Origin of the sequence: Enterococcus pseudoavium NBRC 100491, from assembly GCF_001544295.1 — a bacterium.
Classification (GTDB): domain Bacteria; phylum Bacillota; class Bacilli; order Lactobacillales; family Enterococcaceae; genus Enterococcus_A; species Enterococcus_A pseudoavium.
This window is the reverse complement of record NZ_BCQF01000002.1, coordinates 49,037-71,015: the sequence shown is the minus strand read 5'-3', so window position 1 is coordinate 71,015 and position 21,979 is coordinate 49,037. Positions and strand designations below refer to the sequence as shown.

General features: G+C 39.2%; 21 protein-coding genes and 1 other RNA gene. 6 read left to right on the top strand and 16 right to left on the bottom strand.

The annotated features are described in order from the left end of the window. Positions 1 to 87: 87 nt before the first annotated feature. Positions 88 to 1,761 carry a formate--tetrahydrofolate ligase gene (locus tag EP1_RS01460; RefSeq protein ID WP_067622251.1) on the bottom strand — a complete coding sequence of 558 codons (1,674 nt, stop codon included), beginning with the start codon at positions 1,759 to 1,761 and terminating at the stop codon, positions 88 to 90. Between the two features lie 173 nt (positions 1,762 to 1,934). On the opposite strand from EP1_RS01460, the gene EP1_RS01455 reads away from it, so the two are divergent. Further along, positions 1,935 to 2,135: a cold-shock protein gene (locus tag EP1_RS01455; protein ID WP_067622248.1), complete on the top strand. Its 201-nt coding sequence runs from the start codon at positions 1,935 to 1,937 to the stop codon at positions 2,133 to 2,135. Between the two features lie 9 nt (positions 2,136 to 2,144). Here EP1_RS01455 and EP1_RS01450 read toward each other — a convergent pair whose 3' ends face one another. Further along, complete coding sequence (locus tag EP1_RS01450) at positions 2,145 to 2,582, bottom strand: EbsA family protein (protein WP_067622245.1); 438 nt, start codon at positions 2,580 to 2,582, stop codon at positions 2,145 to 2,147. 34 nt (positions 2,583 to 2,616) lie between these two features. On the opposite strand from EP1_RS01450, the gene EP1_RS01445 reads away from it, so the two are divergent. Next, positions 2,617 to 3,003, top strand: a complete 387-nt coding sequence (locus tag EP1_RS01445; protein WP_067622242.1) for a ribonuclease HI family protein — start codon at positions 2,617 to 2,619, stop codon at positions 3,001 to 3,003. Here the strand turns inward: EP1_RS01445 and cls are convergent. The 3 genes from cls to EP1_RS01430 all read right to left on the bottom strand — a co-directional run bounded on the left by cls (position 2,998) and on the right by EP1_RS01430 (position 8,551). After that, entirely contained in the window at positions 2,998 to 4,458 is a 1,461-nt protein-coding gene (gene cls, locus EP1_RS01440) for a cardiolipin synthase (RefSeq protein ID WP_067622239.1), read from the bottom strand. The two genes, EP1_RS01445 and cls, sit on opposite strands and share 6 nt — an antisense overlap. A gap of 139 nt (positions 4,459 to 4,597) precedes the next feature. After that, a complete protein-coding gene (gene alaS, locus EP1_RS01435) occupies positions 4,598 to 7,231 on the bottom strand; it encodes an alanine--tRNA ligase (RefSeq protein WP_067622236.1) in 2,634 nt (877 codons plus the stop codon). Between the two features lie 267 nt (positions 7,232 to 7,498). After that, positions 7,499 to 8,551 (bottom strand): DUF7278 family profilin-like fold-containing protein, encoded by a 1,053-nt coding sequence (locus EP1_RS01430; protein ID WP_067622233.1) that lies wholly within the window; start codon positions 8,549 to 8,551, stop codon positions 7,499 to 7,501. A 70-nt stretch (positions 8,552 to 8,621) separates the two neighbouring features. Between EP1_RS01430 and EP1_RS01425 the strand changes: the two genes are divergently transcribed. Next, the gene (locus EP1_RS01425; RefSeq protein ID WP_067622229.1) at positions 8,622 to 9,062 is read left to right on the top strand and encodes a GNAT family N-acetyltransferase; all 441 of its coding nucleotides are present in this window, start codon (positions 8,622 to 8,624) and stop codon (positions 9,060 to 9,062) included. Between the two features lie 38 nt (positions 9,063 to 9,100). Here the strand turns inward: EP1_RS01425 and EP1_RS01420 are convergent, their stop codons facing one another. Beyond that, positions 9,101 to 10,450, bottom strand: coding sequence for a DEAD/DEAH box helicase (locus EP1_RS01420; RefSeq protein WP_067622226.1), 1,350 nt, complete (start codon positions 10,448 to 10,450; stop codon positions 9,101 to 9,103). Position 10,451: 1 nt separating this feature from the next. Then, complete coding sequence (locus tag EP1_RS01415; protein ID WP_067622223.1) at positions 10,452 to 11,600, bottom strand: VanZ family protein; 1,149 nt, start codon at positions 11,598 to 11,600, stop codon at positions 10,452 to 10,454. Positions 11,601 to 11,750: 150 nt separating this feature from the next. On the opposite strand from EP1_RS01415, the gene EP1_RS01410 reads away from it, so the two are divergent. Continuing rightward, the gene (locus tag EP1_RS01410; protein ID WP_067622219.1) at positions 11,751 to 12,065 is read left to right on the top strand and encodes a hypothetical protein; all 315 of its coding nucleotides are present in this window, start codon (positions 11,751 to 11,753) and stop codon (positions 12,063 to 12,065) included. 12 nt (positions 12,066 to 12,077) lie between these two features. Here the strand turns inward: EP1_RS01410 and EP1_RS01405 are convergent, their stop codons facing one another. The 6 genes from EP1_RS01405 to EP1_RS01380 form a co-directional block, all read right to left on the bottom strand. Then, on the bottom strand, positions 12,078 to 12,425 hold the full coding sequence (locus EP1_RS01405) for a hypothetical protein (protein WP_067622216.1): 348 nt from the start codon (positions 12,423 to 12,425) through the stop codon (positions 12,078 to 12,080). 198 nt (positions 12,426 to 12,623) lie between these two features. Beyond that, positions 12,624 to 13,268, bottom strand: a complete 645-nt coding sequence (locus EP1_RS01400) for an HD domain-containing protein (RefSeq protein WP_067622212.1) — start codon at positions 13,266 to 13,268, stop codon at positions 12,624 to 12,626. Further along, positions 13,258 to 14,421 (bottom strand): THUMP domain-containing class I SAM-dependent RNA methyltransferase, encoded by a 1,164-nt coding sequence (locus EP1_RS01395; protein WP_067622208.1) that lies wholly within the window; start codon positions 14,419 to 14,421, stop codon positions 13,258 to 13,260. The genes EP1_RS01400 and EP1_RS01395 overlap by 11 nt, the downstream gene beginning before the upstream one ends. Positions 14,422 to 14,508: 87 nt before the next feature. Then, an RNA gene (rnpB, locus tag EP1_RS01390) (RNase P RNA component class B) lies at positions 14,509 to 14,881 on the bottom strand. A gap of 14 nt (positions 14,882 to 14,895) precedes the next feature. Beyond that, the gene (gpsB, locus tag EP1_RS01385) at positions 14,896 to 15,300 is read right to left on the bottom strand and encodes a cell division regulator GpsB (RefSeq protein WP_067622204.1); all 405 of its coding nucleotides are present in this window, start codon (positions 15,298 to 15,300) and stop codon (positions 14,896 to 14,898) included. Between the two features lie 68 nt (positions 15,301 to 15,368). Beyond that, positions 15,369 to 15,926, bottom strand: coding sequence for an SLOG family protein (locus EP1_RS01380; protein WP_067622200.1), 558 nt, complete (start codon positions 15,924 to 15,926; stop codon positions 15,369 to 15,371). 82 nt (positions 15,927 to 16,008) lie between these two features. Here EP1_RS01380 and recU point away from each other — a divergent pair, with 82 nt between their 5' ends. Both recU and EP1_RS01370 read left to right on the top strand, forming a co-directional pair. Then, complete coding sequence (gene recU, locus EP1_RS01375; RefSeq protein ID WP_067622196.1) at positions 16,009 to 16,626, top strand: Holliday junction resolvase RecU; 618 nt, start codon at positions 16,009 to 16,011, stop codon at positions 16,624 to 16,626. Further along, positions 16,619 to 18,919 (top strand): PBP1A family penicillin-binding protein, encoded by a 2,301-nt coding sequence (locus EP1_RS01370; protein ID WP_067622193.1) that lies wholly within the window; start codon positions 16,619 to 16,621, stop codon positions 18,917 to 18,919. Before recU ends, EP1_RS01370 begins: the two co-directional genes overlap by 8 nt. A gap of 15 nt (positions 18,920 to 18,934) precedes the next feature. On the opposite strand, the gene nth is transcribed toward EP1_RS01370, so the two are convergent. The 3 genes from nth to EP1_RS01355 all read right to left on the bottom strand — a co-directional run bounded on the left by nth (position 18,935) and on the right by EP1_RS01355 (position 21,746). Further along, entirely contained in the window at positions 18,935 to 19,588 is a 654-nt protein-coding gene (gene nth / locus EP1_RS01365; RefSeq protein WP_067622189.1) for an endonuclease III, read from the bottom strand. Beyond that, on the bottom strand, positions 19,578 to 20,291 hold the full coding sequence (locus tag EP1_RS01360; protein ID WP_067622186.1) for a DnaD domain protein: 714 nt from the start codon (positions 20,289 to 20,291) through the stop codon (positions 19,578 to 19,580). Before EP1_RS01360 ends, nth begins: the two co-directional genes overlap by 11 nt. Before the next feature lie 111 nt (positions 20,292 to 20,402). After that, positions 20,403 to 21,746 (bottom strand): FAD-dependent oxidoreductase, encoded by a 1,344-nt coding sequence (locus EP1_RS01355; protein WP_067622182.1) that lies wholly within the window; start codon positions 21,744 to 21,746, stop codon positions 20,403 to 20,405. Between the last annotated feature and the right edge of the window lie 233 nt (positions 21,747 to 21,979).

Sequence of the window (21,979 nt, the reverse complement as noted above, 5' to 3'; positions counted from 1 at the left end):
TTCCGAAATAATATACATTTATTCGTTTGCATATACAAAAAAAAAGCAGAAACTAATCAAATTAGTTTCTGCTTTTCAATTCAATTACTAAAATAATCCGATGGCATTCCCGTTTTTATCGACATCCATATTAAGCGCTGCTGGTTTCTTTGGCAGACCTGGCATGGTCATTACGTCACCAGTTAATGCTACTACAAAACCCGCACCAATTTTCGGTACAAACTCGCGAATCGTCACATCAAAATCAGTTGGTGCGCCCAATTTACTTGGATCATCTGATAATGAATATTGGGTTTTCGCCATACAAACCGGCAAACGGTCCCAACCATATTTTTTGAAGCTTGCTAATTGTTGCTTCGCCTTCTTACTATAGATTACTTCACTTCCGCCATAGATTTCACGGACGATAGTTTCAACTTTTTCATTTAGATCATCGTGTTCAGGCGAAAAGATCGAATGAAAATTAGTCTCTTCATTAGCGATTGTATCAATCACTGTGTTGGCTAGATCAATCCCACCATCAGGCCCTTTTTCCCAAACACTAGTTAACTCTACTTTTACTTCTTCTTGCTGACATAATTCTTTCAACAAAGCGATTTCTTTATCGGTATCACTAATAAACTCATTGATAGCGACAACGACTGGTAAGCCGTATTTACGCATGTTCTGAATATGCTTGGCTAAATTACTAAAACCTTTCTTAAGAGCATCCAGGTTTTCAGCACTTAATTCAGTCTTAGCCACCCCACCATGCATCTTCAATGCACGAATTGTTGCAACAATTACCACAGCATCTGGGGCTTTGCCTAAACTTGGTACTTTAATATCTAAGAATTTTTCACCGCCTAGATCTGCTCCAAAACCAGCTTCTGTTACGACATAATCCCCACATTGCAAAGCCGCTCTAGTCGCTAAAATACTATTACAGCCATGAGCGATATTGGCAAATGGACCCCCATGGACAAAGGCGGGCGTTTGATAAATTGTTTGGACTAAGTTTGGTTTAATAGCATCTTTCAGCACTAAGGCCAGTGCGCCTTCAACTTTTAAGTCGCCGGCTGTAATCGGTTCGCGATCGAAAGTATAGGCAACGACAATATTCGACAAACGGAACTTCAGATCTTCAATGTCGGTCGCTAAACACAAAATTGCCATGATTTCGCTGGCAACAGTAATATCAAAACCATCCTCACGAGGGACACCATTGATTGGCCCGCCTAAACCGACTGTAATGTGCCGCAATTCGCGATCATTTAAATCGACCACTCGTTTCCAAATGACTCTGCGAGCATCGATGTTCAATTCATTTCCTTGATGGATATGATTATCTAAAAGTGCCGCTAACGCATTATTGGCTGTCGTGATCGCATGCATATCACCGGTAAAATGCAAATTAATATCTTCCATCGGCAACACTTGTGCATAGCCGCCGCCGGTTGCTCCTCCTTTGACTCCCATAACTGGTCCAAGTGAAGGTTCACGTAAAGCAATGACTGTTTTTTTACCGATTTTATTTAACGCATCGCCTAAACCAATCGTTACAGTCGATTTTCCTTCGCCGGCTGGCGTTGGATTAATGGAGGTAACCAAAATTAGTTTACCTTCTGGATTTTTCTTCATACGATCTAATGCATTAAACTCGATTTTTGCTTTATATTTGCCATGTAACTCCAAATCATCCGCAGAAAGATCGATTTTTTCTGCAACCTCCGTAATGGGGATTAGCGTTGCTGCTTGAGATATTTCGATATCAGTTTTCATAAAAGCTCCCTTTCCCGAACATTTTTAAGAAAAATGTATTATTTTATTCGCTCATTTCTATTATAACGAATTTTTTTAAGAAAAACACTACTTAGAATCAGCAATCTTATTGATTCGCAATTTTTGTTTGCTTCACGTATAATAAAATCAGCTATGCAAAGGAGTGTTGAGCGATGAATAGTGGCATTGTTAAATGGTTCGATGAACAAAAGGGATATGGTTTTATTGAATATGAGGATAATCAAGAAGTGTTTGTACACTTTACCGCTATTGAAGAGGACGGATTCAAAACCTTAGAACCTGGTGACGAGGTTGAGTTTGTAGTTGTCGAAGGCGCTCGTGGAATGCAAGCAGCCCATGTAAAAAAGAAATAAACGAGAAGATCAGTCGCGGCTGATCTTTTCGTTTATTTCTTCCTTTATTTCAACTTCAGGATAAAAAGCAGCAATATCTTTCAGAAAAGCAGCTTTACGTTTTTTTCGCATAGCCAAATGAAATGAAGTCCCACTGAGTCCTTTGCGTTGGATAATGACACCGTCTTTACAAAGGGCCAAATAATCAATATGTTCTCGTAAAATCGTCTCGCGCCGCCATAATCGAGCATAACGAACTTTAATCCCTGCTTCCTCTAGTAAAAGATACCGATGCAGTCCTCCTAAAGCAAAGACCAAGAAAAGACCAATAACAATGTTTCCTTTTAAATAAGGATGGGTTTTTTCTAAAGTCAAAATCAAGCCATAAAATAAAACAATAAAGGTCAACGACCAATAGATAATACTGATAGACAGCTCAGGCTGCCAAAAATAGCGTTTATTTTTCATTCAATTACTCCTACTCACAAAAAGGATGGTCATCATGTTAAAAGTTTATACCGATGCTGCCACAAACTCTCAAAGAAGTGGTGGCGGCATCTTGATAATTTCTGAAGAGCAAAAACAAATAGCAATCCCGCTGGCAGAAGATAATAATCACCAAGCCGAACTGGCCGTGATTATCTACGCTTTACACTATTTAATCCAGCAAAGATTAAATAATCAAACTGTTTTGCTTTATTCGGATAGTAAAACCGCAATAAAAATTTTAGACCAAGGTCAAACAAAAAACAAGCTCTTCTTGCCATATTTATCAGAGTTTAATGAATTGGCAGAAAAATTTCCCTTACTTATTCTCCAGTGGATTCCTGAAGCCAAAAATAAAGGCGCGGATCATCTCGCGCGCCAAGGGTTAAGAAAGAAACTATAAAACTGGAGAAAGCAGTCGAGAAAAACGTTGTTTAAAGTTCAGCCAGTATGACTGGTTGGCAATCATTTCATCGGTTAAGAGGATACATTCTTTCATATCTTCTTCAAAAATTTGGCGGAATAATTGGGCCACCTCTGGATCATAGATGAAACTGCTGACTTCAAAGTTCAACTCATAACTGCGAATGTCTTGGTTCGTTGAGCCAAATGTTGCCAACTCATCGTCTACGACGATAGTTTTAGCATGGATAAAGCCATCAGCGTAATGATAGATTTTGACGCCCCGTTGGTGAAGATAGTTGGCGTAATATTGCGTTGCACGATAAATGAAGGGATGGTCCGGCATATTAGGAATCATGATGCGGACATCAATTCCTGAACGGACGGCAATCAAAAGCGCTGAAATCATCGTTTCATCGGGAACAAGATAGGGCGTCTGAATCCAAACACTTTTTTCCGCCGCCAGAATTAACCGAACAAAACCATCTTTGATAATCTGTTCGCTGGAATCTGGCCCATCGGCTACGATTTGCATTGGTACGCCTTTTTCAATTTCCTTCTCAGGTAAAACAAAATACTCTGGCAAATAAGTCATGCGATCAGCCCGATTGGTCACTGAAGCATTCCAATCCCGAATAAAGATCTCTTGCAAAGTGAAACTCGCTGTCCCCTCAATCCTACCGTGGGTATCACGCCAGTGTCCAAAACGTTCTGATTCCCCTAAATATTGATCCCCTACATTAAAGCCCCCGGTCCAGCCGATTTGTCCGTCAACAACAACGATCTTGCGGTGCAGATGATAGTTTAACCGTGTCTTAGCTAAAATATTTTTAGACGTAATAAATGCGGCTACCTTCCCACCATTTTTGATTAAGGTTTCAAAGAATTTCTGATTTGTCTTTGGCGAACCCCACGGATCATAGATCATTCGTACTTCAACGCCTTCTGCCGCTTTTTCTTCTAAGATCCGCATAAAGCGATTGCCAATTCGATCGTTAAAAAAGGCATAATACTCAACATGGATTGAATTTTTTGCCGCCCGTAAATCAATAAATAAACGTTCAAACTTGTCCGTCCCATCTAAAAAGAATTCCAACTCATTACGAACAGCTAACGGCGATTCGTCCAAATTTTTGAAATACTTCACTAATGAAACAGTTGCTGGATATAATTGTTCTGGCTCATTGTGGTCAACGTACTGATTATCCTTTTGAATAATTTGGTTGATTTCTTTGACCCGATCTTGATCCCCTTGTTCGAAACGATACATCGTTTCCGTGTCAATTCCACGCCCACAAAAGGCATAAATAATAAACCCGATGACCGGCAAAAAAATCAAAGTTAACAGCCACGCCCAAATCGTCGTAATATTTCGCGGCTTCCTAAAAACAGTAATAATAGCTCCGATCAAGTTAATAATAAAAATAACTAGAATAATCCTTTCAATCAGTCCCAATAGATCCCCTCTTTTCTTTAAAATACGTTTCTCTATTAAATTATACCTAAATTGAACATTAAAAGAAACAAACTAATCAATAACAAATTTCCTTGCAGTAAAAAAGGGTGTGACAAAAGTCTTGTCACACCCCTTTTCCTTAAGCTAACCAGTTAGCTACTTCTGATAATGCTTCTGATAATCCCGCTGGATTCTTCCCGCCGGCTTGAGCCATATCTGGTCGGCCACCACCGCCACCGCCAACTTTCGGTGCGATTGCTTTGATTAAATCCCCAGCTTTTAAGCCTTTTTCATTGGCGGCTGGACTCATTGCCGCTAACAAATTGACTTTTTCTCCTTGAACGGTTCCAAGTACTAATACATCAGATAAAGCTTTTTGTTTCCATTGATCCGCCAATTGACGCAATTGATTCATGTCTTTAACATTCACTTGCGCAGTGATCACAGTCGTACCGTTGATTTCTTTAATATTTTTAAAGACATCCCCAGCTTGTTGATTGGCTAATTTAGTAGCTAATTGTTCATTTTCTTTTTGTAATTCCCGTAATTGCTGTTGTAATTGTTCTGTTTTACCGACAACTTCTTTGATTTGTGGTGATTTTACAATTTGGGCTACTTGTAATAGCTGTTCCTCTTCTTCACGGAAGGCTTCATAAGCTTCTTTACCAGTCAGAGCTTCAATCCGTCGTACGCCGGCTCCGATACCTGATTCAGAAACAATCTTGAACAAACCGATATCTTCAGTATTAGCTACATGGGTTCCACCACATAATTCGATTGACCAGTCACCAATATTGACAACGCGAACATCGTGACCATATTTTTCGCCAAATAATGCCATAGCCCCCATATTTTTCGCCGTATCGATATCTGTTTCGATTGTTACCACAGGGATTGCTTCCCAAATTTTGCGATTCACAATTTTTTCCATTTCTTTTAGCTCATCCGCCGTTACTTGACCAAAATGAGTAAAGTCAAAACGTAAATGCTTATCCGTCACTAATGAACCCGCTTGATTGGCATGATCGCCTAAAGTCCCCTTTAAAGCTTTGTGCAATAAATGAGTCGCAGTATGGTTTTTAATAATTTTATTGCGATAATCTGCCTTCACTTGTAGGAAGTATTTTTCACCTTCTTTTAATGAAGCTAAAACTTCTACTGTATGCAAAGCCTGCCCATTAGGTGCTTTTTGAACATCCGTAACAGTCGCAACGATTTGACCATCAGTGGCTACGATGCTGCCTTTATCAGCGATTTGTCCACCCATTTCTGCATAGAACGGTGTTTCTGCGAAAATCAAACGGGCTTCGCCTGCTTCTACCGTCTCAACGATAGCTTCTTCTTTTAAGATGACTAATAATTCACTCTCTACTTCTAAATGATCATAGCCAACAAATTGACTCGCTACTTTGATGTCGCCTAATAATGCCGTTTGGACACCCATTGATTTTTCAGTGGTGCGGGCTGCACGAGCACGCTCTTTTTGTGCTTGCATTTCGATGTCAAAACCAGCATGATCAACTTTCAACCCTTCATCTTCAGCAACTTCTTCGGTTAATTCTACCGGAAAACCAAAGGTATCATATAATTTGAAGATTACTTTTCCATCTAGCGTTGTTTCATTTTTTGCTTTTAATTCGGCCAAGACCTCATTCAACATGCTCAAGCCGTCATTGATTGTTTCATGGAAACGTTCTTCTTCCGTGCGCACGACTTTTTCAATGAACGCTTCTTGTTGTTTCACTTCTGGGTAATAGCTCAGCATGATCTCGCCAACGACTGGTACTAGTTTGTATAAGAAAGCTTGATTAATTCCTAATTTTTTACCATGCATCACCGCGCGGCGTAATAAGCGACGCAACACATAGCCGCGGCCTTCGTTGGAAGGCAACGCGCCATCGCCGATTGCAAAAGCTAATGAACGAATATGATCCGCGATGACCTTGAAGGAAATATCGCTTTGTTTATCGATGCCGTATTTTTTCCCACTTAACTCTTCAACTTTAGCAATGATTGGTAAGAATAGATCAGTTTCAAAGTTAGTCGGCGCATCTTGAATGATTGAGACCATCCGTTCAAGTCCCATCCCGGTATCAATGTTTTGATGGGGTAATGGTTCATACGTTCCTTGGGACGTATGGTTGAATTCTGAGAACACTAAGTTCCAAATTTCCAAATAGCGCTCATTCTCTCCGCCAGGATAATTTTCTGGATCGTCTTCAGCTAGGTCGTTGAAAGCTTCCCCGCGGTCATAAAAGATTTCTGAGTCAGGACCACTTGGACCGGCACCTAAATCCCAAAAGTTATCTTCGATTTCAACTACATGATCAGCCGGAATCCCAACTTCCTCCAACCAGATACGTTTTGCTTCTTTGTCTTTGGGATAAACTGTGACATACAACTTATCCGGATCAAAGCCCATCCAATCTGGTGATGTTAAGAATTCCCAAGCCCATTCGATTGCTTCTACTTTAAAGTAATCACCGATGGAGAAGTTCCCTAACATTTCAAACATGGTATGGTGACGAGCTGTTTTCCCAACATTTTCAATATCGTTGGTCCGAATTGATTTTTGAGCATTGGCAATCCGCGGGTTTTCTGGAACGACACTGCCATCGAAATATTTTTTCATCGTAGCAACACCCGAGTTGATCCATAATAAAGTCGGATCATTAACTGGGACTAACGACGCACTAGGTTCAATCATATGATTCTTCGTTTTAAAAAAGTCTAAAAACATTTGGCGCACTTCAGCGCTTGATAATTTTTTCATCTTTTCTCCTCTTTCTTTAAAAAAATAAAAACTATCACTGCAGTCAAGGACGAAAACTCGCGGTACCACCTTGATTGCAATGATAGTTTGATCATTACCTCTTCAGCTCGTTAACGCTGAGCAGCGTTGATTTTTCAATCAAAAATTGACGGGAGCAATTTATCATTGGCAACGTGCAACTTCCAACAACCGTGCACTCTCTGTAGATGCCTAAATCATAAACCATATCCTTTTATGAGTATAGAAAAAAGTCTGTCAAAAGTCAAACTAGATCTTGATTAAAATTGCTTTCCGATACAAATATTCATTTGGTGCCAGTTTTTTTTCATGCAGCATAGTCGTATTATTACTGAAATAACTCGATAATGGCAGAAAATCAATAATCGGAATCCCCACTGTATTTTTTTGATTGGTTAATTTTAAAACACCGGGATCTTCAGTAATTTCGAAGCGCTCCATTGAAGTATCAAAAAAGAGTCCAAACATATTGGCTTGTTCCATCATTTTTTTTACATTTTTACCACGATAAGGATCACTAATATTCAAATCATTGCCCCAGCGAAATAGCCGGCGACTGCCTGCCCCATTAACGTATTCCCATTGATCTTCGGTTAATAGATCAAAATTTTTCCGACGAATTTTTTTTCGCAAACTAGTGTACGTATGATTCTCATGACTAAAGACATGATAACTATCAGAATTTGGAACTAGTTCGATGTACCAACGATTTTCTTTTAAAACATTTTCCGGAAAAGACCAAGTGATACTTTCCTCAGGCGTTAGATTGGGAGATAAGACCGCTTTGATTTCTTCTTCATAGGTTGAAAATTGATCTGCCTCGCCAGTGAAACTACCGGTCACTGCATCATAGATTCCTAAATAACTTGTGCCCGCTGGCAACGCCTGCCGCTGAACAAACATCGGGGGGATTTTGACTTTACGTAAACTTGTCGTTTTATCATTGATTAACTCGCCTAATGAATCGACATCAAAAAAGTTATACTTGCCCCGTAGTTCTTGCGGAATTGTAATTTGCGGGGAATTAGGTGCTGTCTCTAACAACGATAAGCCTTTCGTCCCTAAATTCCAACCTAAGATAGCATCTTTATTGCCTGGGATAAAAACAAATGCCTCATCATCAATCATTAATTGAAACGTTTGACATTTGATCCCATATAATTCAAAATCTTTTAACTCGATATCTGAAATTTTCATCAATGGATTCACAAAATGAAGCAAAAGTTGACTTAGTAATGTCCGCTTTTCTTTTGGCGTCAACCGTTTCCAATAGGACCAGTCTAATTGATCTAACAAGTTCATAAATCTTTCTGCCTCCTCCAACACTCATATGGTAAAATTATACCATTATCAGCTAGAAATGAGGAAGAAGATGAGGGAATATTTAGATGCTACACCTGCGGTTCAAGCAGCGGCTTTTTATCTACGTTATCAAGTATTTGTTTTAGAACAAAAGATCGCACCCGAATTGGAGTTTGATACTTTAGATACACCAGACCGACAATATCTAGTTTTCTTTGAAGATGATTTGCCGATTGCTACTGTTCGTTATCAAAAACTCGATTCCCAAACCTTGAATCCTGACCGTCTTTGCGTCCATCCAAAATTTCGTGGTCAAGGTCTGGGGCAAAAATTATTAGTAAAGATTGAGCAGCAAGCAGTTTTTGAAGGTTGCAGCCAGTCTGTTCTTTCCGCTGAATTGGATGCACTTGGTTTTTATCAGCGCTGCGCTTATCAGGTGGTTTCGGATGTGTTTGAAGAAGATGGCATTCCATGTGTCAAAATGCAAAAAGAACTTGGTCCCGCGAATTAATACGGGAGCAAGTTCTTTTATTGAAATAACTGATTTTTTTATGAATTTGAACGCTTTTTATTTTTCCGGTGGCTACGTTCTTCTTGGCGTCGTGATTGGCGCCGTTTCTGTTTATTGGATTCCGAAATTGCTCGATCAATTTTCTTTTTGTAACCCGGTTTGATTTTTTTCTTCGATTTTTTCACTAAACCAATCAAAGTTGGATCCAGTTCATCTTTAGATTTTTCCCGTTTTTTCCGACGGTTCCGATCATAAGTATCAACGATTTCACCATTTTTGATTTCTTTTGGTTGGAACGTGACCCCTAAACTTTCAATTTGATTAATATCATTTTCATCGCTAGGGCTATAAAGTGTGATCGCTATCCCATCTAAACCATTTCGGCCGGTTCTACCAACACGGTGAATAAAGAAATCCAAATCTTGTGGAACTTCCGCGTTAATCACGTGAGAAACGCCTTCGATATCAATCCCTCGCGCAGCTAAATCAGTCGCCACAACGTATTGATAGTCCAAGTTTTGGACTTGGCGCATCACTCGTTTACGTTCCCGTGGTAAGATATCGCCATGAATTTTTGCCACTTTCAGTCCTTGGGATTTCAAGTAGTCACTGATTTCATCTACGTGCTGCTTCGTATTCGCAAAAACAATCGCTAAGTATGGATGACCGATCGTCAATAATTGATAGATCAGACGATTCTTGTCCTGACCTTTCGTTGAGATTAACCAATTTTCGATCGTATCAGAGATGACCGCTTTTGATTTGATTTCCTCGATGATTGGGTTTTCCATATACTTCAATAGAAATGGTCGTAATTTCTCAGGAATCGTCGCTGAGAAAACCAACATTTGTAAGTGTTTTGGCAGCCGACTAGCAATTTGATCAACTTCTTGTAAAAAGCCCATATCTAAGGTCATATCGGCCTCATCAATCACAAAATATTCCGCTGTATGAACCTTTAGCGCTTGTTCATTCATCATGTCTAAGATACGTCCGGGGGTTCCAATCACGACATGAGGCTGATGGCTAGTTAATTTATCCATCTGACGCTGTTTATCTGTTCCACCGACGAAATTCGTCACGCGGATCTCAACTGGTGAAAAATGCGCGATCTGAATCGCGGCTTGATAGATCTGGCTTGCTAATTCGCGACTAGGTGCGGTGATTAGAAGTTGAACTTCATCTTTAGTCGCATCTAATTTATTCATCAAAGGTAATAAAAAGGTGTGGGTCTTACCAGACCCTGTCTGTGATTGTCCAACCACATTTTTGCCCTTTTTGATTAAAGGAATTAATTTTTCTTGAACTGGTGTAGGTTCGGTAAAACCTTTATCCTTGATAGCCTCAAGAATAAATGGTTGAAAATTGAATGATTCAAATGTTCGCATGTTATACCTCTTTCTTTAGCGTGCTAATCGAATATGTGTGACTCGCTTTGTCATGGAATAGGCGGGTTTTTCTTCTTATGAGAGCATACAATAAGTTGAATAGAAATAAAAGCAAAATCCCTAAACTAATTAATCCAAACATCAGATATGCAATAAAAATCGTATGATTATCGGTCGTCAGATGGGTCAAGGTATATTGAAAAATCATTAACAGGCCGTAAAGCAATAAGTACAACGCGCTGTAACGTTTGACTAAACTCCAAAAACGGATATGATTCCGTCCCTTTTCCACCACTCTGATCCGAACTACTCTTTTTCCAATCGTTTGACCATTCCAGAAATACATGGCGATCATAAAGTAGCACACCACCTCCAGCGTGAAATTGACCATTGGATAATTTAAGATAGTTACGATACTTTCTGGAAATGCGCTTGAAAAGAAACTCAGAATAATACCAGCAATGCCAATCACTAGCCAATCGATGACTAGGGCAACGAAACGCCGCAAGAAAGTAACACGTCTGCCCTTAGCTACTGATTCAGAATCCAATTCACTTCTCGTTGGCAAGAAAAAGGTGAACACTGGTGCACAAAGAAATCCAAAGGCTCCACCTAAAGTATTATGGAGCAAGTCATTAACATCAAACAAACGATACGGTCGCGGATAAATGAAATAAAGTCCACTCAATTGTGTGAGCTCAAAAAAGAGTGACAAACAAAAACTAGCTAAAATCGTTTTTGGTAAAGAAAGCTTGAAATAGTAGCGGCAATAAATGCCCAAGGGAAATAATAGAAAGATATTAAACACTGGTTCTAAAAAAACACTCTGTTTCATCGCGGATAGATACGTACTTGGATTATTCCACTGCAGGACAGTCTGATTCAGAAAATTGTGCAACAAATTAAACAAATGTAACTCATAGCGTGGTCCAGTCAGCTGAGCAACCGTTTGAATGTCGGGCAGTGGCAGAATCACTAAATAGTAAGCACACAACAAATAGAACACCAGTGAATAGAGAATAACACTGCGCAACTTCCCTAATTCTCCATATTTACGATAATAATAAATCAGAAATGGTGCAGAAATGACCAATGCCAAAAATGGAAAAGTAATGGCCGCCACTTTAATTGGAAAAATGTAACTGTTCATGCAAACATCCTCACTTTGAATAAACTTATAACGGTCCGTTCCCTAATGCTTTTTGCTGTATTGTGGTAAAATGAATTCACCTAAAAAACTCACTTTTTTTTAAAAGGATCAATTTGATGCTTTATTATCAAACTTAGGAGGTTACTATTTATGCTCAATCCACTTTTTGCTTTCGGTGTACCGGCAGCTCTAATGGTCGCTTATTTCATTTTTTATTTTGCTAAAAAAATGAAAAATAGTGAGTATCGCCGTTTTGCCTTAACCTTAATCTCAGTCTTTTTAACAACCTTTAGTTATCAAGTATATAACTACAGTCAAACAGTCATTAATTTGACTTCCCTAGAAAGTTTTAAAAAGAACTTTGGCTACAATCAAGGCCGCTTAATCGTCCCTTTTATTTTAGGGGCACTTCTCACCATTATTAATATTTATTATCTTTTCCGCCAATTCAGAAAAAAAGAATAACAGGTTCGCCTGTTATTCTTCCAAATCGAAAAACTTGATTTCCACATCATCTAATAACTTCAACGTATTTAAATCCAACTTGACCCATTCTTTACTAATCGGTTGGTAATGGTTATCCTCAAAACACATTTCAATTTCATTCAAAAGTTGCTCTGATGTTCCAAAAAAGCTTTGCTCATTTTCAAGTAAGACACTAATCAGCGCAGGCTTCTCCATTAAGAAATAATCTGCTTCGTATTTATATAAAATAATTTGATATGTCTTATTTGCTAACTTGCAACGAATCGCAAATAATCCCTCTGACAATCGAGGTATTTTTTTCAAAACTTCTTCAGGACTCAAAACTTCACGATGTAACATTTAGAGTTCCTCCTACTTATTTCACAAATCAATGTTTTTAAACACCACGTCAGCTGATAACTGTTCGTTCTGATGTATATACACTCAAAAACGGATGTTCCAAACATAGAACATTATAAGAGAAAAGGAACTCTACTGGAAATAATTTGTCTTGCCATGGGATTTTTTTGCTATTCGTTTATTCTTTCTTATTCATTTCTACTCTGCATTCCACTCTTTATAAAATCTTTTTAAAAACTCTTGCATAAAATCCATTCTATTCTGGGCTTCTGCTTTTCCTGCTGCGGTATTCATTGCTTCTGGTAGCTTAAATAATTTTTCGTAAAAGTGATTAATCACCGTACTCTTTTTTCGATATGCTTGCTTACTTTTAAACTCCTGAGGCAAAATGTTTGGATCATAAAGTGGACTTCCAGTGTGGCCGCCATAATAGGCAGTTCGCAAAATACCAATTGCCCCCAATGCATCGATGCGATCTGCATCTTGCACAATTTCCCCTGCCACAGTCAGCTTAGCTTTTCCCACTTCTAATTCTTTTGAAAAAGAAATATTTTCAATGATATCAAAAATTTCGTCGATACTTTCTTGTGTGAAATCCAGTTTTTTTAAAAGCTTTTTAAGATCTTCTGATTCTTTTTCTACATTTCCAGCTACTTTGTCATCGATCACATCGTGTAGGTAACTAGCCGTTTCGATGACTGAGCTATCGGAAATGCCTTCTTGCTGGGCTAGACTACGTGCAATTTTTGCCACCCGTTCCACATGATAAAAATCATGTCCGCTCCGGTCGGAACCAAGTTTTTCCATGGCATACTCACGAATCGCTTTGATTTTATTCTCCATCGTTCCGAGGCTTTCTTGGCGGACGTTGCCCCCAATATTGAAATAGATCGGTTCTAATGGCACCATTGTATAATTTTCTCTTTTTCGTGGCTTTAGCTCCGTAAAATTCCTCAAATGCTAAATCACTCGTCAAAATATATTTACTCCACGTTTTTAACGGTCGGAAAACATCGCCCATCTCGCGATACAAGTCGCGGACTTGCTCTTCCTCACCCAAACGTTCACCGTAAGGAGGATTGGCTACAATGACACCGTACTCTTTTTCCGTTTTAAAATCTTTGACTGCTTGCTGCTTAAACTTGATAGAATCGCCTAAACCGATTTCTTCTGCGTTCGCCCGAGCAATCTCAACCATTCGTCCATTGATATCAGAGCCTTCAATATCTAATTCGATATCATAATCAGCGGCTTCATCTGCGGCTGCGCGTACTTTTTCAAAGACACTTGAATCAAACCATTCCCACGCCTCACAGGCAAACTCGCGATTAAATCCTGGCGCGATGTTATGACCAATCAAGGCAGCTTCAATGCAGAGCGTTCCTGAACCGCAGACTGGATCATAAAAAGGACGATCTTTCCGCCAATTAGTCAGCAAAACTAAGGCGGCCGCCATATTTTCTTTCAACGGTGCTCCACCCTTTTCTAAACGATACCCGCGTTTGAAGAGACTTGGTCCAGTCGTATCGATGGTTAAAACTACGTGATCTTTCAACAAGGCCACTTCCAATTGGAATAAAGCACCTGTTTCTGGCAATGGAACTCTTGCTGGTCGATGATATACCTCTCTCAAACGTTCAACAATTGCTTTTTTAGTAATTGATTGACAATCCGGTACGCTGTACAATTTTGATTTAATCGAACGGCCGGCTACGGGAAATTCCGCATCTAGCGGTAGAAAGTCTTCCCACGGGATTGCCTTTACCTTTTCAAACAATTCATCAAATGTATACGCATCAAACTCATCAACGATAATTTTTACCCGGTCGGCGGTGCGCAACCATAAGTTGGCCGTGGCGATTGTTTCTAAATCCCCTTTAAAACGGGCCCGGCCATTTTCAACTTGGCAATCAATGCCTAAATCTCTAAGTTCTTTGCCGACTAGTGCTTCGATTCCGGCTGCGGCAGTCGCAATTAAATTGTATTGTTTTCCCATAATTTCTCCTTATAAGTTGGTACTGGATTTTCCAATAAAAAAACCTTCACAACAAAGTTGGAAGGCACACCCTGAATTGCTGCAATTTTCTGTAAGCCATGTTTTGTACGGCGATCAACTCAGGGAAGTGTGATCGTCGTGGTAATCATCTATCTCCGGCATAATTGCCGTCTCTTTCATCGTTCATTTCCTTAGAAAAAGCGCCCCTACCATTGTTTGGGTTGCTCGCTCGAGGGGTTTACCGCGTTCCACCATTTTGATTTCTCAAAATGCTTCGTCACTGTGGCACTTTCAAGAATACTCAGGCATAGATTGCTCCTTAGCCCTTTTTTCTGCCGTTACTTCTTAAGAAGTACCTTAGCTTATGGTTTCGCTAAGCACGAACACTACAAACATCTCAGTCTGTGCGAGCATGGACTTTCCTCAGCTTGCGTATAGCAAACCGCGATCACCCGAAAATTGCATCATTCAAATTTAAAATTGGCGAGTTTTTTCGATGTCGTTCTCATCTTGGGTATAATTTTGACTTAAATCAGAAGAACTAGCTTGAGCTGATGCTTGCTGATCCAATTTTTTACCAAATACTTCTCTTTCAAGATTTGATAACCGTTTTAAAATATCAAAATTCGTAACCGCAGAACTCTTAGGCGCTGCTTCTTTCACACGTGAAGGTGCTGGCTGAGCTTTTGATAGTTGTTCAATCTTGGCTTTTAACCGGTCATTTTCTTCTCTTAAAGTTAATAAATCTTTGTTATAAGCTTCATAATCTTTTATTACATTGTCCAAAAATTCATCAACTTCGATCGGATCGTAGCCGCGCATTTTTGTTTTAAATTCTTGCTCCAGAATATCGTTTGGAGTATAGATTACATTCGCCATTTTTCCACCTCATTAAATCTAAACTTAATTTACTTTCTAATATATTCTAGCCGATATACTTGAGGAAATCAAACACTATCCCCAAAGTCTGAGGAATTTTCTAAATCATCCATGGTGATTGTAAGTAATTCATAAGAATTTTGCGCTTGATATTTTTCGACATCTGCTAAGAAAAATTTGCTTTTGCCAGGATACTCATTATCATATACCAACAGTGTAGCATCTGTATGCTGCAACAAAAAATTTACATGATTTTTAAATTGTCCGGGATTTTGATAGGGTTGATGGCTGACTGCATCAACGAAGTCGGCGGTCTGACTCACTTCACTTAAAAGTAATTGATTCTGTTCTTTCCAGTTATTTCCGAAGCTTTCAAAAGGAAAAATAATTGCTAATTTAATTTCGGGATAGTCTTGCTTTAATTCGTTGACTATTTGTCCTGTCCATATCTCTGTGCCGAGACTGCCGCTGATCATGATCCACTCTAACCCGTTTTCAATTAAACCAATCAATTCTCTTTTTAAAACATTCTTAATGACTTGGACACGAGGGTCCTGTTCGCTAAAAATTCCTAGTTCATAGCTTTGATATCCAGTTACGTATAATCGTTGAATTGTATCATTCATTTCATTTTCCTTACTTTCACTTAAAAATAAAATATTTTCTAAAAAAATTTGCTATAATAGCAAACAGGAGTGTGATAAAAACATGGCCTTCCACTATCCTAACGGTCAATTATTTTCACAAAAGAATTCAGGAGAACACTCATTGCAAAAAGAGACGACGTTTGCTAATCGGGGGATGCGCTTTGAAGACGCAATCAATCAAAGCAATGAATACTACTTAACTCATGATAAGGCAGTTGTCCATAAAAAGCCAACTCCACTTCAAATTGTTAAAGTTGATTACCCGAAGCGCAGTGCCGCCGTTATCAAAGAGGCTTATTTTCGACAAGCTTCAACTACCGATTATAACGGGGTCTATCATGGCTACTATTTAGACTTTGAAGCAAAAGAAACTAAAAATAAAGCTTCTTTCCCCTTGAAGAATTTTCATCAGCATCAAATCACCCATATGCAGCAATGTTTGAGACAAGATGCCGTTTGTTTTGTGTTACTTTGGTTCTCAAGCTTAAGCCGCTGCTTTTTTCTTGCTGCCGAAGAATTGATATTTTTCTGGGATAGCCAAGAAAATGGTAAAAAATCAATACCACTGAAAACAATCGAAGAAGTTGGTATCGAGATCGCACCGAAGATTGCGCCAAGAATCCCCTACTTAGCAGCAGTGGAACAATATCTTGAAAAAAGGAGTAAATCACATGGCTAATACCTCTCGTTCGCAAAAAAATTCGCGAACCTCTTCAGGTAAGAAACCGAAACTTAAACAAAAAAATAAAGCAGGTCGTCATATTGGATTGAAGATCGCGATTGGAATTGTCAGCTTACTTTGTATAGCTTTACTAGCTGGTATTGGAACCTTTTTCTTCTATGTAAAAGATGCTCCTGAGTTAAGCGAAAAAAAATTGGATGCTACTGTTTCATCCAAACTTTATGACACAGACGGAAATATATTTGAAGATCTAGGTGCTGAAAAAAGGGAAAAAGTTAGTGCTACCGAAATCCCACAGGAATTAGATGATGCCATCGTTTCAGTTGAGGATCGACGGTTCTTTAAACACAATGGCGTAGATCCTGTCCGTATCATGGGCTCACTCGTCCACAATATTACCAATAAAGACGGACTACAAGGTGGGAGTACCTTAACCCAGCAACTAGTAAAACTTTCCTTTTTCTCAACCAAAGCTTCCGATCAAACTTTACGCCGCAAGGCACAAGAAGCTTGGTTAGCTATTCAATTAGAAAAGAAACACTCAAAACAAGAGATTTTGACTTATTACATCAATAAAGTTTATATGGCAAATGGTCTCTACGGCATGGAAACAGCCGCAGAAACCTATTTTGGAAAAGAATTACAGCATCTAACCATTGCTCAAACCGCCTTATTAGCCGGGATGCCTCAAGCCCCTAACTCCTATGATCCATATAGACATCCGGAAGCGGCAAAGGAACGACGTGATACCGTACTGTATACGATGCAGACCAACAAAAAAATTACTCAAGCCGAATATGATAAAGCAACCCAAGAGCCCATTGATCAAGGGTTATTACCTCTAGAGGCGGATAATCAAGAACGAAAAGTGGCGGATAATTACGTCAAAGAAGTCATCGCTCAAGTTGAAGAAAAAACCGGTAAAAATGTTTATACCGATGGTTTAGATATTTATACTAATTTGGACACTGCTGCCCAGAATCGACTCTATTCGATTGTCAATGGTGACGAATATGTTCAGTATCCAGATGAAGAATTGCAAATCGCAGCTACTTTAGTCGATAGTCAAACTGGTAAAGTTACAGCACAAATTGGCGGCCGTAATATTCCCGATGATGTTTATCTTGGGATGAACCGAGCAGTCAACACTTCCCGTGATTTTGGTTCTACTGTTAAACCAATCACTGATTATGGTCCGCTTTTTGAATACAAACAACAATCTACCGGAACCTATATTGATGATGCACCTTACTATTATGAAGGTACCAAAACGGAAGTGAAAAATTGGGATCTTTCCTATAAAGGACGCATTACTTTACGGCAGGCGCTATATGATTCGCGAAATGTTCCAGCGGTAAAAGTTTTCAACGAAGTTGGGCCAGACAATGTAGCAAAATTCTTGAAAAAACTAGGCATTCAGTATAAAGAAATTCAACAAGCCAATGCGATTTCAAGTAATACAGAAACACAAGACGGCACAAAATATGGGATTTCTACTGAAAAGATGGCGGCAGCTTATGCAGCCTTTGCTAATGGCGGAACTTACAATGAACCGCTTTATATCAACAAAATCAAATATCAAGACGGGTCTGAACAGACTTTCTCAAGTGAAGGTAAAAAAGCAATGGAACCTTACACAGCGTATATGATAACTGATATCTTGAAAGATGTTATCGCTAAGGGAACTGGAGCGTATGCACAAATTCCTAATTTGTTCCAAGCTGGTAAAACCGGAACATCTAATTACACAGATGATGAACTAGCTAAAATACCCCATTCAGGAGCCATTTCACCAGAGGTCATGTTTACAGGTTATACCCCTCACTACTCACTATCTATCTGGGCGGGCTATGACAATCGTATGACACCGATCACTTCTGAATCTGAAAATATCGCACAATATGTTTACCGAGAGATGATGAGCTACGCTTCAGAAAGTGTCTCTAACGAAGACTGGGTAATGCCCGATGATGTGATTAGAAATGGAAACGAGCTCTATGTTAAAGGGGCAGCAAATGTGCCGGTGGCTCCTCGTTCATCTGTTCAAAATCCTTATTACAATAATACTTCCTATAGTCAATCAACCGAACCAAGTAGCAGTGTTGAGACAGTGCCAAGTGTTTCAGAGTCATCTACAGTTGAGACACCAGCAAGTACTGATACTCCGGTAAGTTCAGAACCTGCACCAACGCCGTCTTCATCCAGTGCACCACAACCGTCGGAACCTTCATCTAGTGCGGCTCCACCAGATCCGACGCCGGAACCAAGCCAACCATCAGGTAGCAATTAAAAAAAGCCACTCGAATTATTTTCGAGTGGCTTTTAAACGTTCTTTACCATCTTGGCATAGATCTAATAATGGACAAATTTCACATTTTGGCGCGCGTGCCGTACAGTGATAACGACCAAAGAAAATCAGTGTATGGTGACTCTTCACCCACAATTCTTTTGGAATTTTGCGCATTAACGTCGTTTCTACCTCAGTTACAGAAGCATTCAGTTTAACTATCCGCAAGCGTTTCGTTACACGCTCAACATGGGTATCTACTGCAATTGCCGGTACACCAAAGGCATCCCCTAATACAACGTTAGCAGTCTTTCTTCCGACTCCCGGTAGCTTGATCAATTCTTCTCTTGTCTGAGGAACAACTCCGTCATAATTATCCAATAGCATTTGCGCACAAGCTTTAATATTTTTAGCCTTGTTGCGATATAATCCAATCGTTTTGATTTTTGCGATGATATCGTCTAGTGGTGCTTGGGCTAATGCCTCCGGAGTCGGATATGCCGCAAATAGTGCCGGGGTCGCTTTATTGACTGAAACATCTGTCGCTTGAGCACTTAGAATCACCGCAATTAGTAATTGGAAAGGAGAATCAGAGTGAAGTTCTCCCACTGCATCAGGAAACATTTCATACATTCGCGACAAAGCTTCCATCGTCTTTTCTTTACTCAGCATCGGGATCTTTCCTTTCTAGCCAATTGTACAAAGAAACTTTAGGAAGTTCTTCGGTTTGATTCTGCTCTTCTTTTTGCAATAAGATTTGTTTACGACGACGCTGTTCTTCTTCGACCTGCGCCTTTGAACGGATATTTTTCTTTTCCCAGCTTTGAAGTACTGTCTCGATATACTTAAAATTATAGGCTTGATTTAAGACGGCCTCTTGCAACGCTAACTCGATCAATGAAGGCGTATAGTGGTCTTCGTTCAGCCAATAACCAATCTTTTGGTACTCAATCGGTGAAAGCGGCCGGCCAAATTCTTGTTCAAAAGAACGCAACATTTTCTTTTGGGCTGCTAAATCATTTTGCTCCTCTGCCTCAAAGCGGGCTTGTTCCTTCAAGTTCGACAATTTCTCAAAGGCTGGCAGTAAATTGTAACGATCACTTTGTCGTCCCTGGTCATCTAATTTTGTTTCTAAAGTAACAAACTCTTTCTCCACTAAATTGTTTAACGCTTTATAAGCTTTTTCAGTTGTGCTCCCCATATTTTTAGCAATTCCTGTTAAATCAGGAAACTCATCACCGATCTGCTGCGCAGCGTAAAGCTGTAACCACAGCATAAATTCTTCTGTAGTTAACCCTAGTTTGGAATAATTTTGTAACAGCAAGTTAGAGATTGTCGTCTCGCCACCGGCTAGATAATCTTTCAATGAAATCATTTAAAATCCTCCATTTCCCATTTTAGTTTACACTAAAAAAAATGGAAATCCAATAGATGACCTCTTCAGTAAACAAGCAAAAACAGGAAGGAGCTCCTTCCTGTTTTTGTTTTATTCTGCTTCTTTTAATGCCGCTTGGGCTAAAATGTTCAAGTAGTTCCATGGACGATCAAAATGTGGTTGGAAGAAGAAATCTTGTAAGGCTAAATCTTCTAACGTCATGTCATTTTGAATAGCCACAGATAAAGTATTGGCTGATTGAGTAATATCATATTTCGAAAGGAATTGTGCGCCTAAAATTTTATTGGTTCCTTTTTCTGAAACGATTTCCATTAAGACCTTCTCGGTTGTCGGCATAAACTCAGGACGATAATTGTCTTCAATCACTGTGACATTCACATCAATTTCATTCAATGCTGCACTTTCTTTGGTTAATCCAGTTGATCCGATGGTCCAACCAAATAAGTATAATCCAGAAGTTCCTTGTGTCCCACGATATTTCATTTTCTGCTCAGTTAAATTTTGACCTACTAGCATTCCTTGACGAACAGCGTTAGTTGCTAGTGGAATATATTGTTCTTTACCAGTTGGATTGTAATGAACCACGGTTGAATCACCCGCAGAAAAAATATCCGGATCGCTTGACTGCATGTATTCATTTACAATGATCGCACCGCTTGGTAACATATCAACTTTTCCTTTTAATAGGTCAGTATTAGGTCTGAAACCTACGCATAAGATAACCATATCCGCTTCAAATTCTTGACTCGCCGTAACGACTTTAGTAACGGTTCCTGATTCATCCGCAACAAACTCGCTGACATTTTCGCCAAGAGCCAACGTAACACCACGGTCAACTAATTCTTTTTCTAAGATATTTGTGAATGGTTCATCTAAATATTTATTTAAGATCCGTGACAACCCATCAATCAATGTGACTTGTTTGCCAGATTCAGCAAAGGCTTCTACCAATTCGATCCCGATATAACCGCCACCGACAACAACGACTTTTTTTGCTTCTTTGGCTTGTTCAATAATTTTATTGGCTTGGTTATAGTTTTTACATAATAAAATATTCTTCGATTCAATTCCTTTAATTGGCGGAATAATCGGCCAAGAACCAGTTGTTACTACTAATTTATCATAATCAACGACTTTTTCTTCGTTGGTTTTTAAATCTTTTGCTGTTACTTTTTTAGCTTCTGTGTCAATGTTCGTTACATCGTGTTCCATGTTCACTTTTGCACCTAGAGAGGCTAATTCTTCTGGGTTAGAATAAAACAAACCAGCTGGATCCTTAACCACGCCACCAACATATAAAGCGATTCCACAAGATAAGAAAGAAATATTATCATTCCGTTCAAAGACTGTTACATCAGCATCTGGGTGATTGGCTAAAATATTTTTTACGGCTGCAGTGCCGGCATGCGTACATCCTACTACTACTACTTTCATTGTCATCCCACTCTCATTCGTTCTTTTTTTTAATTGCAATCATTTGCACAAGGACAGTATAACAGAATATAAATTCTGTCTAAATTAATTTGCTCACGAATACGCATTTATTTTTATTCTACTAAAAAATTGAAAGCGGTGAATTCGCCGTTGGTTTAAAAGTAATACATTATGTAAACATTCATTTGGTTTTTAACTTCCACAAAAAAAGTTGAGAAGGTATCCCCTCTCAA

Coding starts and splice junctions, on each gene's coding strand:
- EP1_RS01455 (WP_067622248.1), top strand. CDS start 1,935: ATGAATAGTGGCATTGTTAAATGGTTCGATGAACAAAAGGGATATGGT.
- EP1_RS01415 (WP_067622223.1), bottom strand. CDS start 11,600: ATGAACAGTTACATTTTTCCAATTAAAGTGGCGGCCATTACTTTTCCA.
- nth (WP_067622189.1), bottom strand. CDS start 19,588: ATGCTGAGTAAAGAAAAGACGATGGAAGCTTTGTCGCGAATGTATGAA.
- EP1_RS01395 (WP_067622208.1), bottom strand. CDS start 14,421: ATGGGAAAACAATACAATTTAATTGCGACTGCCGCAGCCGGAATCGAA.
- gpsB (WP_067622204.1), bottom strand. CDS start 15,300: ATGGCGAATGTAATCTATACTCCAAACGATATTCTGGAGCAAGAATTT.
- EP1_RS01355 (WP_067622182.1), bottom strand. CDS start 21,746: ATGAAAGTAGTAGTAGTAGGATGTACGCATGCCGGCACTGCAGCCGTA.
- EP1_RS01400 (WP_067622212.1), bottom strand. CDS start 13,268: ATGGAGAATAAAATCAAAGCGATTCGTGAGTATGCCATGGAAAAACTT.
- recU (WP_067622196.1), top strand. CDS start 16,009: ATGGCCTTCCACTATCCTAACGGTCAATTATTTTCACAAAAGAATTCA.
- EP1_RS01445 (WP_067622242.1), top strand. CDS start 2,617: ATGTTAAAAGTTTATACCGATGCTGCCACAAACTCTCAAAGAAGTGGT.
- EP1_RS01380 (WP_067622200.1), bottom strand. CDS start 15,926: ATGAATGATACAATTCAACGATTATACGTAACTGGATATCAAAGCTAT.
- alaS (WP_067622236.1), bottom strand. CDS start 7,231: ATGAAAAAATTATCAAGCGCTGAAGTGCGCCAAATGTTTTTAGACTTT.
- EP1_RS01425 (WP_067622229.1), top strand. CDS start 8,622: ATGAGGGAATATTTAGATGCTACACCTGCGGTTCAAGCAGCGGCTTTT.
- EP1_RS01360 (WP_067622186.1), bottom strand. CDS start 20,291: ATGATTTCATTGAAAGATTATCTAGCCGGTGGCGAGACGACAATCTCT.
- EP1_RS01420 (WP_067622226.1), bottom strand. CDS start 10,450: ATGCGAACATTTGAATCATTCAATTTTCAACCATTTATTCTTGAGGCT.
- EP1_RS01450 (WP_067622245.1), bottom strand. CDS start 2,582: ATGAAAAATAAACGCTATTTTTGGCAGCCTGAGCTGTCTATCAGTATT.
- EP1_RS01430 (WP_067622233.1), bottom strand. CDS start 8,551: ATGAACTTGTTAGATCAATTAGACTGGTCCTATTGGAAACGGTTGACG.
- EP1_RS01460 (WP_067622251.1), bottom strand. CDS start 1,761: ATGAAAACTGATATCGAAATATCTCAAGCAGCAACGCTAATCCCCATT.
- EP1_RS01370 (WP_067622193.1), top strand. CDS start 16,619: ATGGCTAATACCTCTCGTTCGCAAAAAAATTCGCGAACCTCTTCAGGT.
- EP1_RS01410 (WP_067622219.1), top strand. CDS start 11,751: ATGCTCAATCCACTTTTTGCTTTCGGTGTACCGGCAGCTCTAATGGTC.
- EP1_RS01405 (WP_067622216.1), bottom strand. CDS start 12,425: ATGTTACATCGTGAAGTTTTGAGTCCTGAAGAAGTTTTGAAAAAAATA.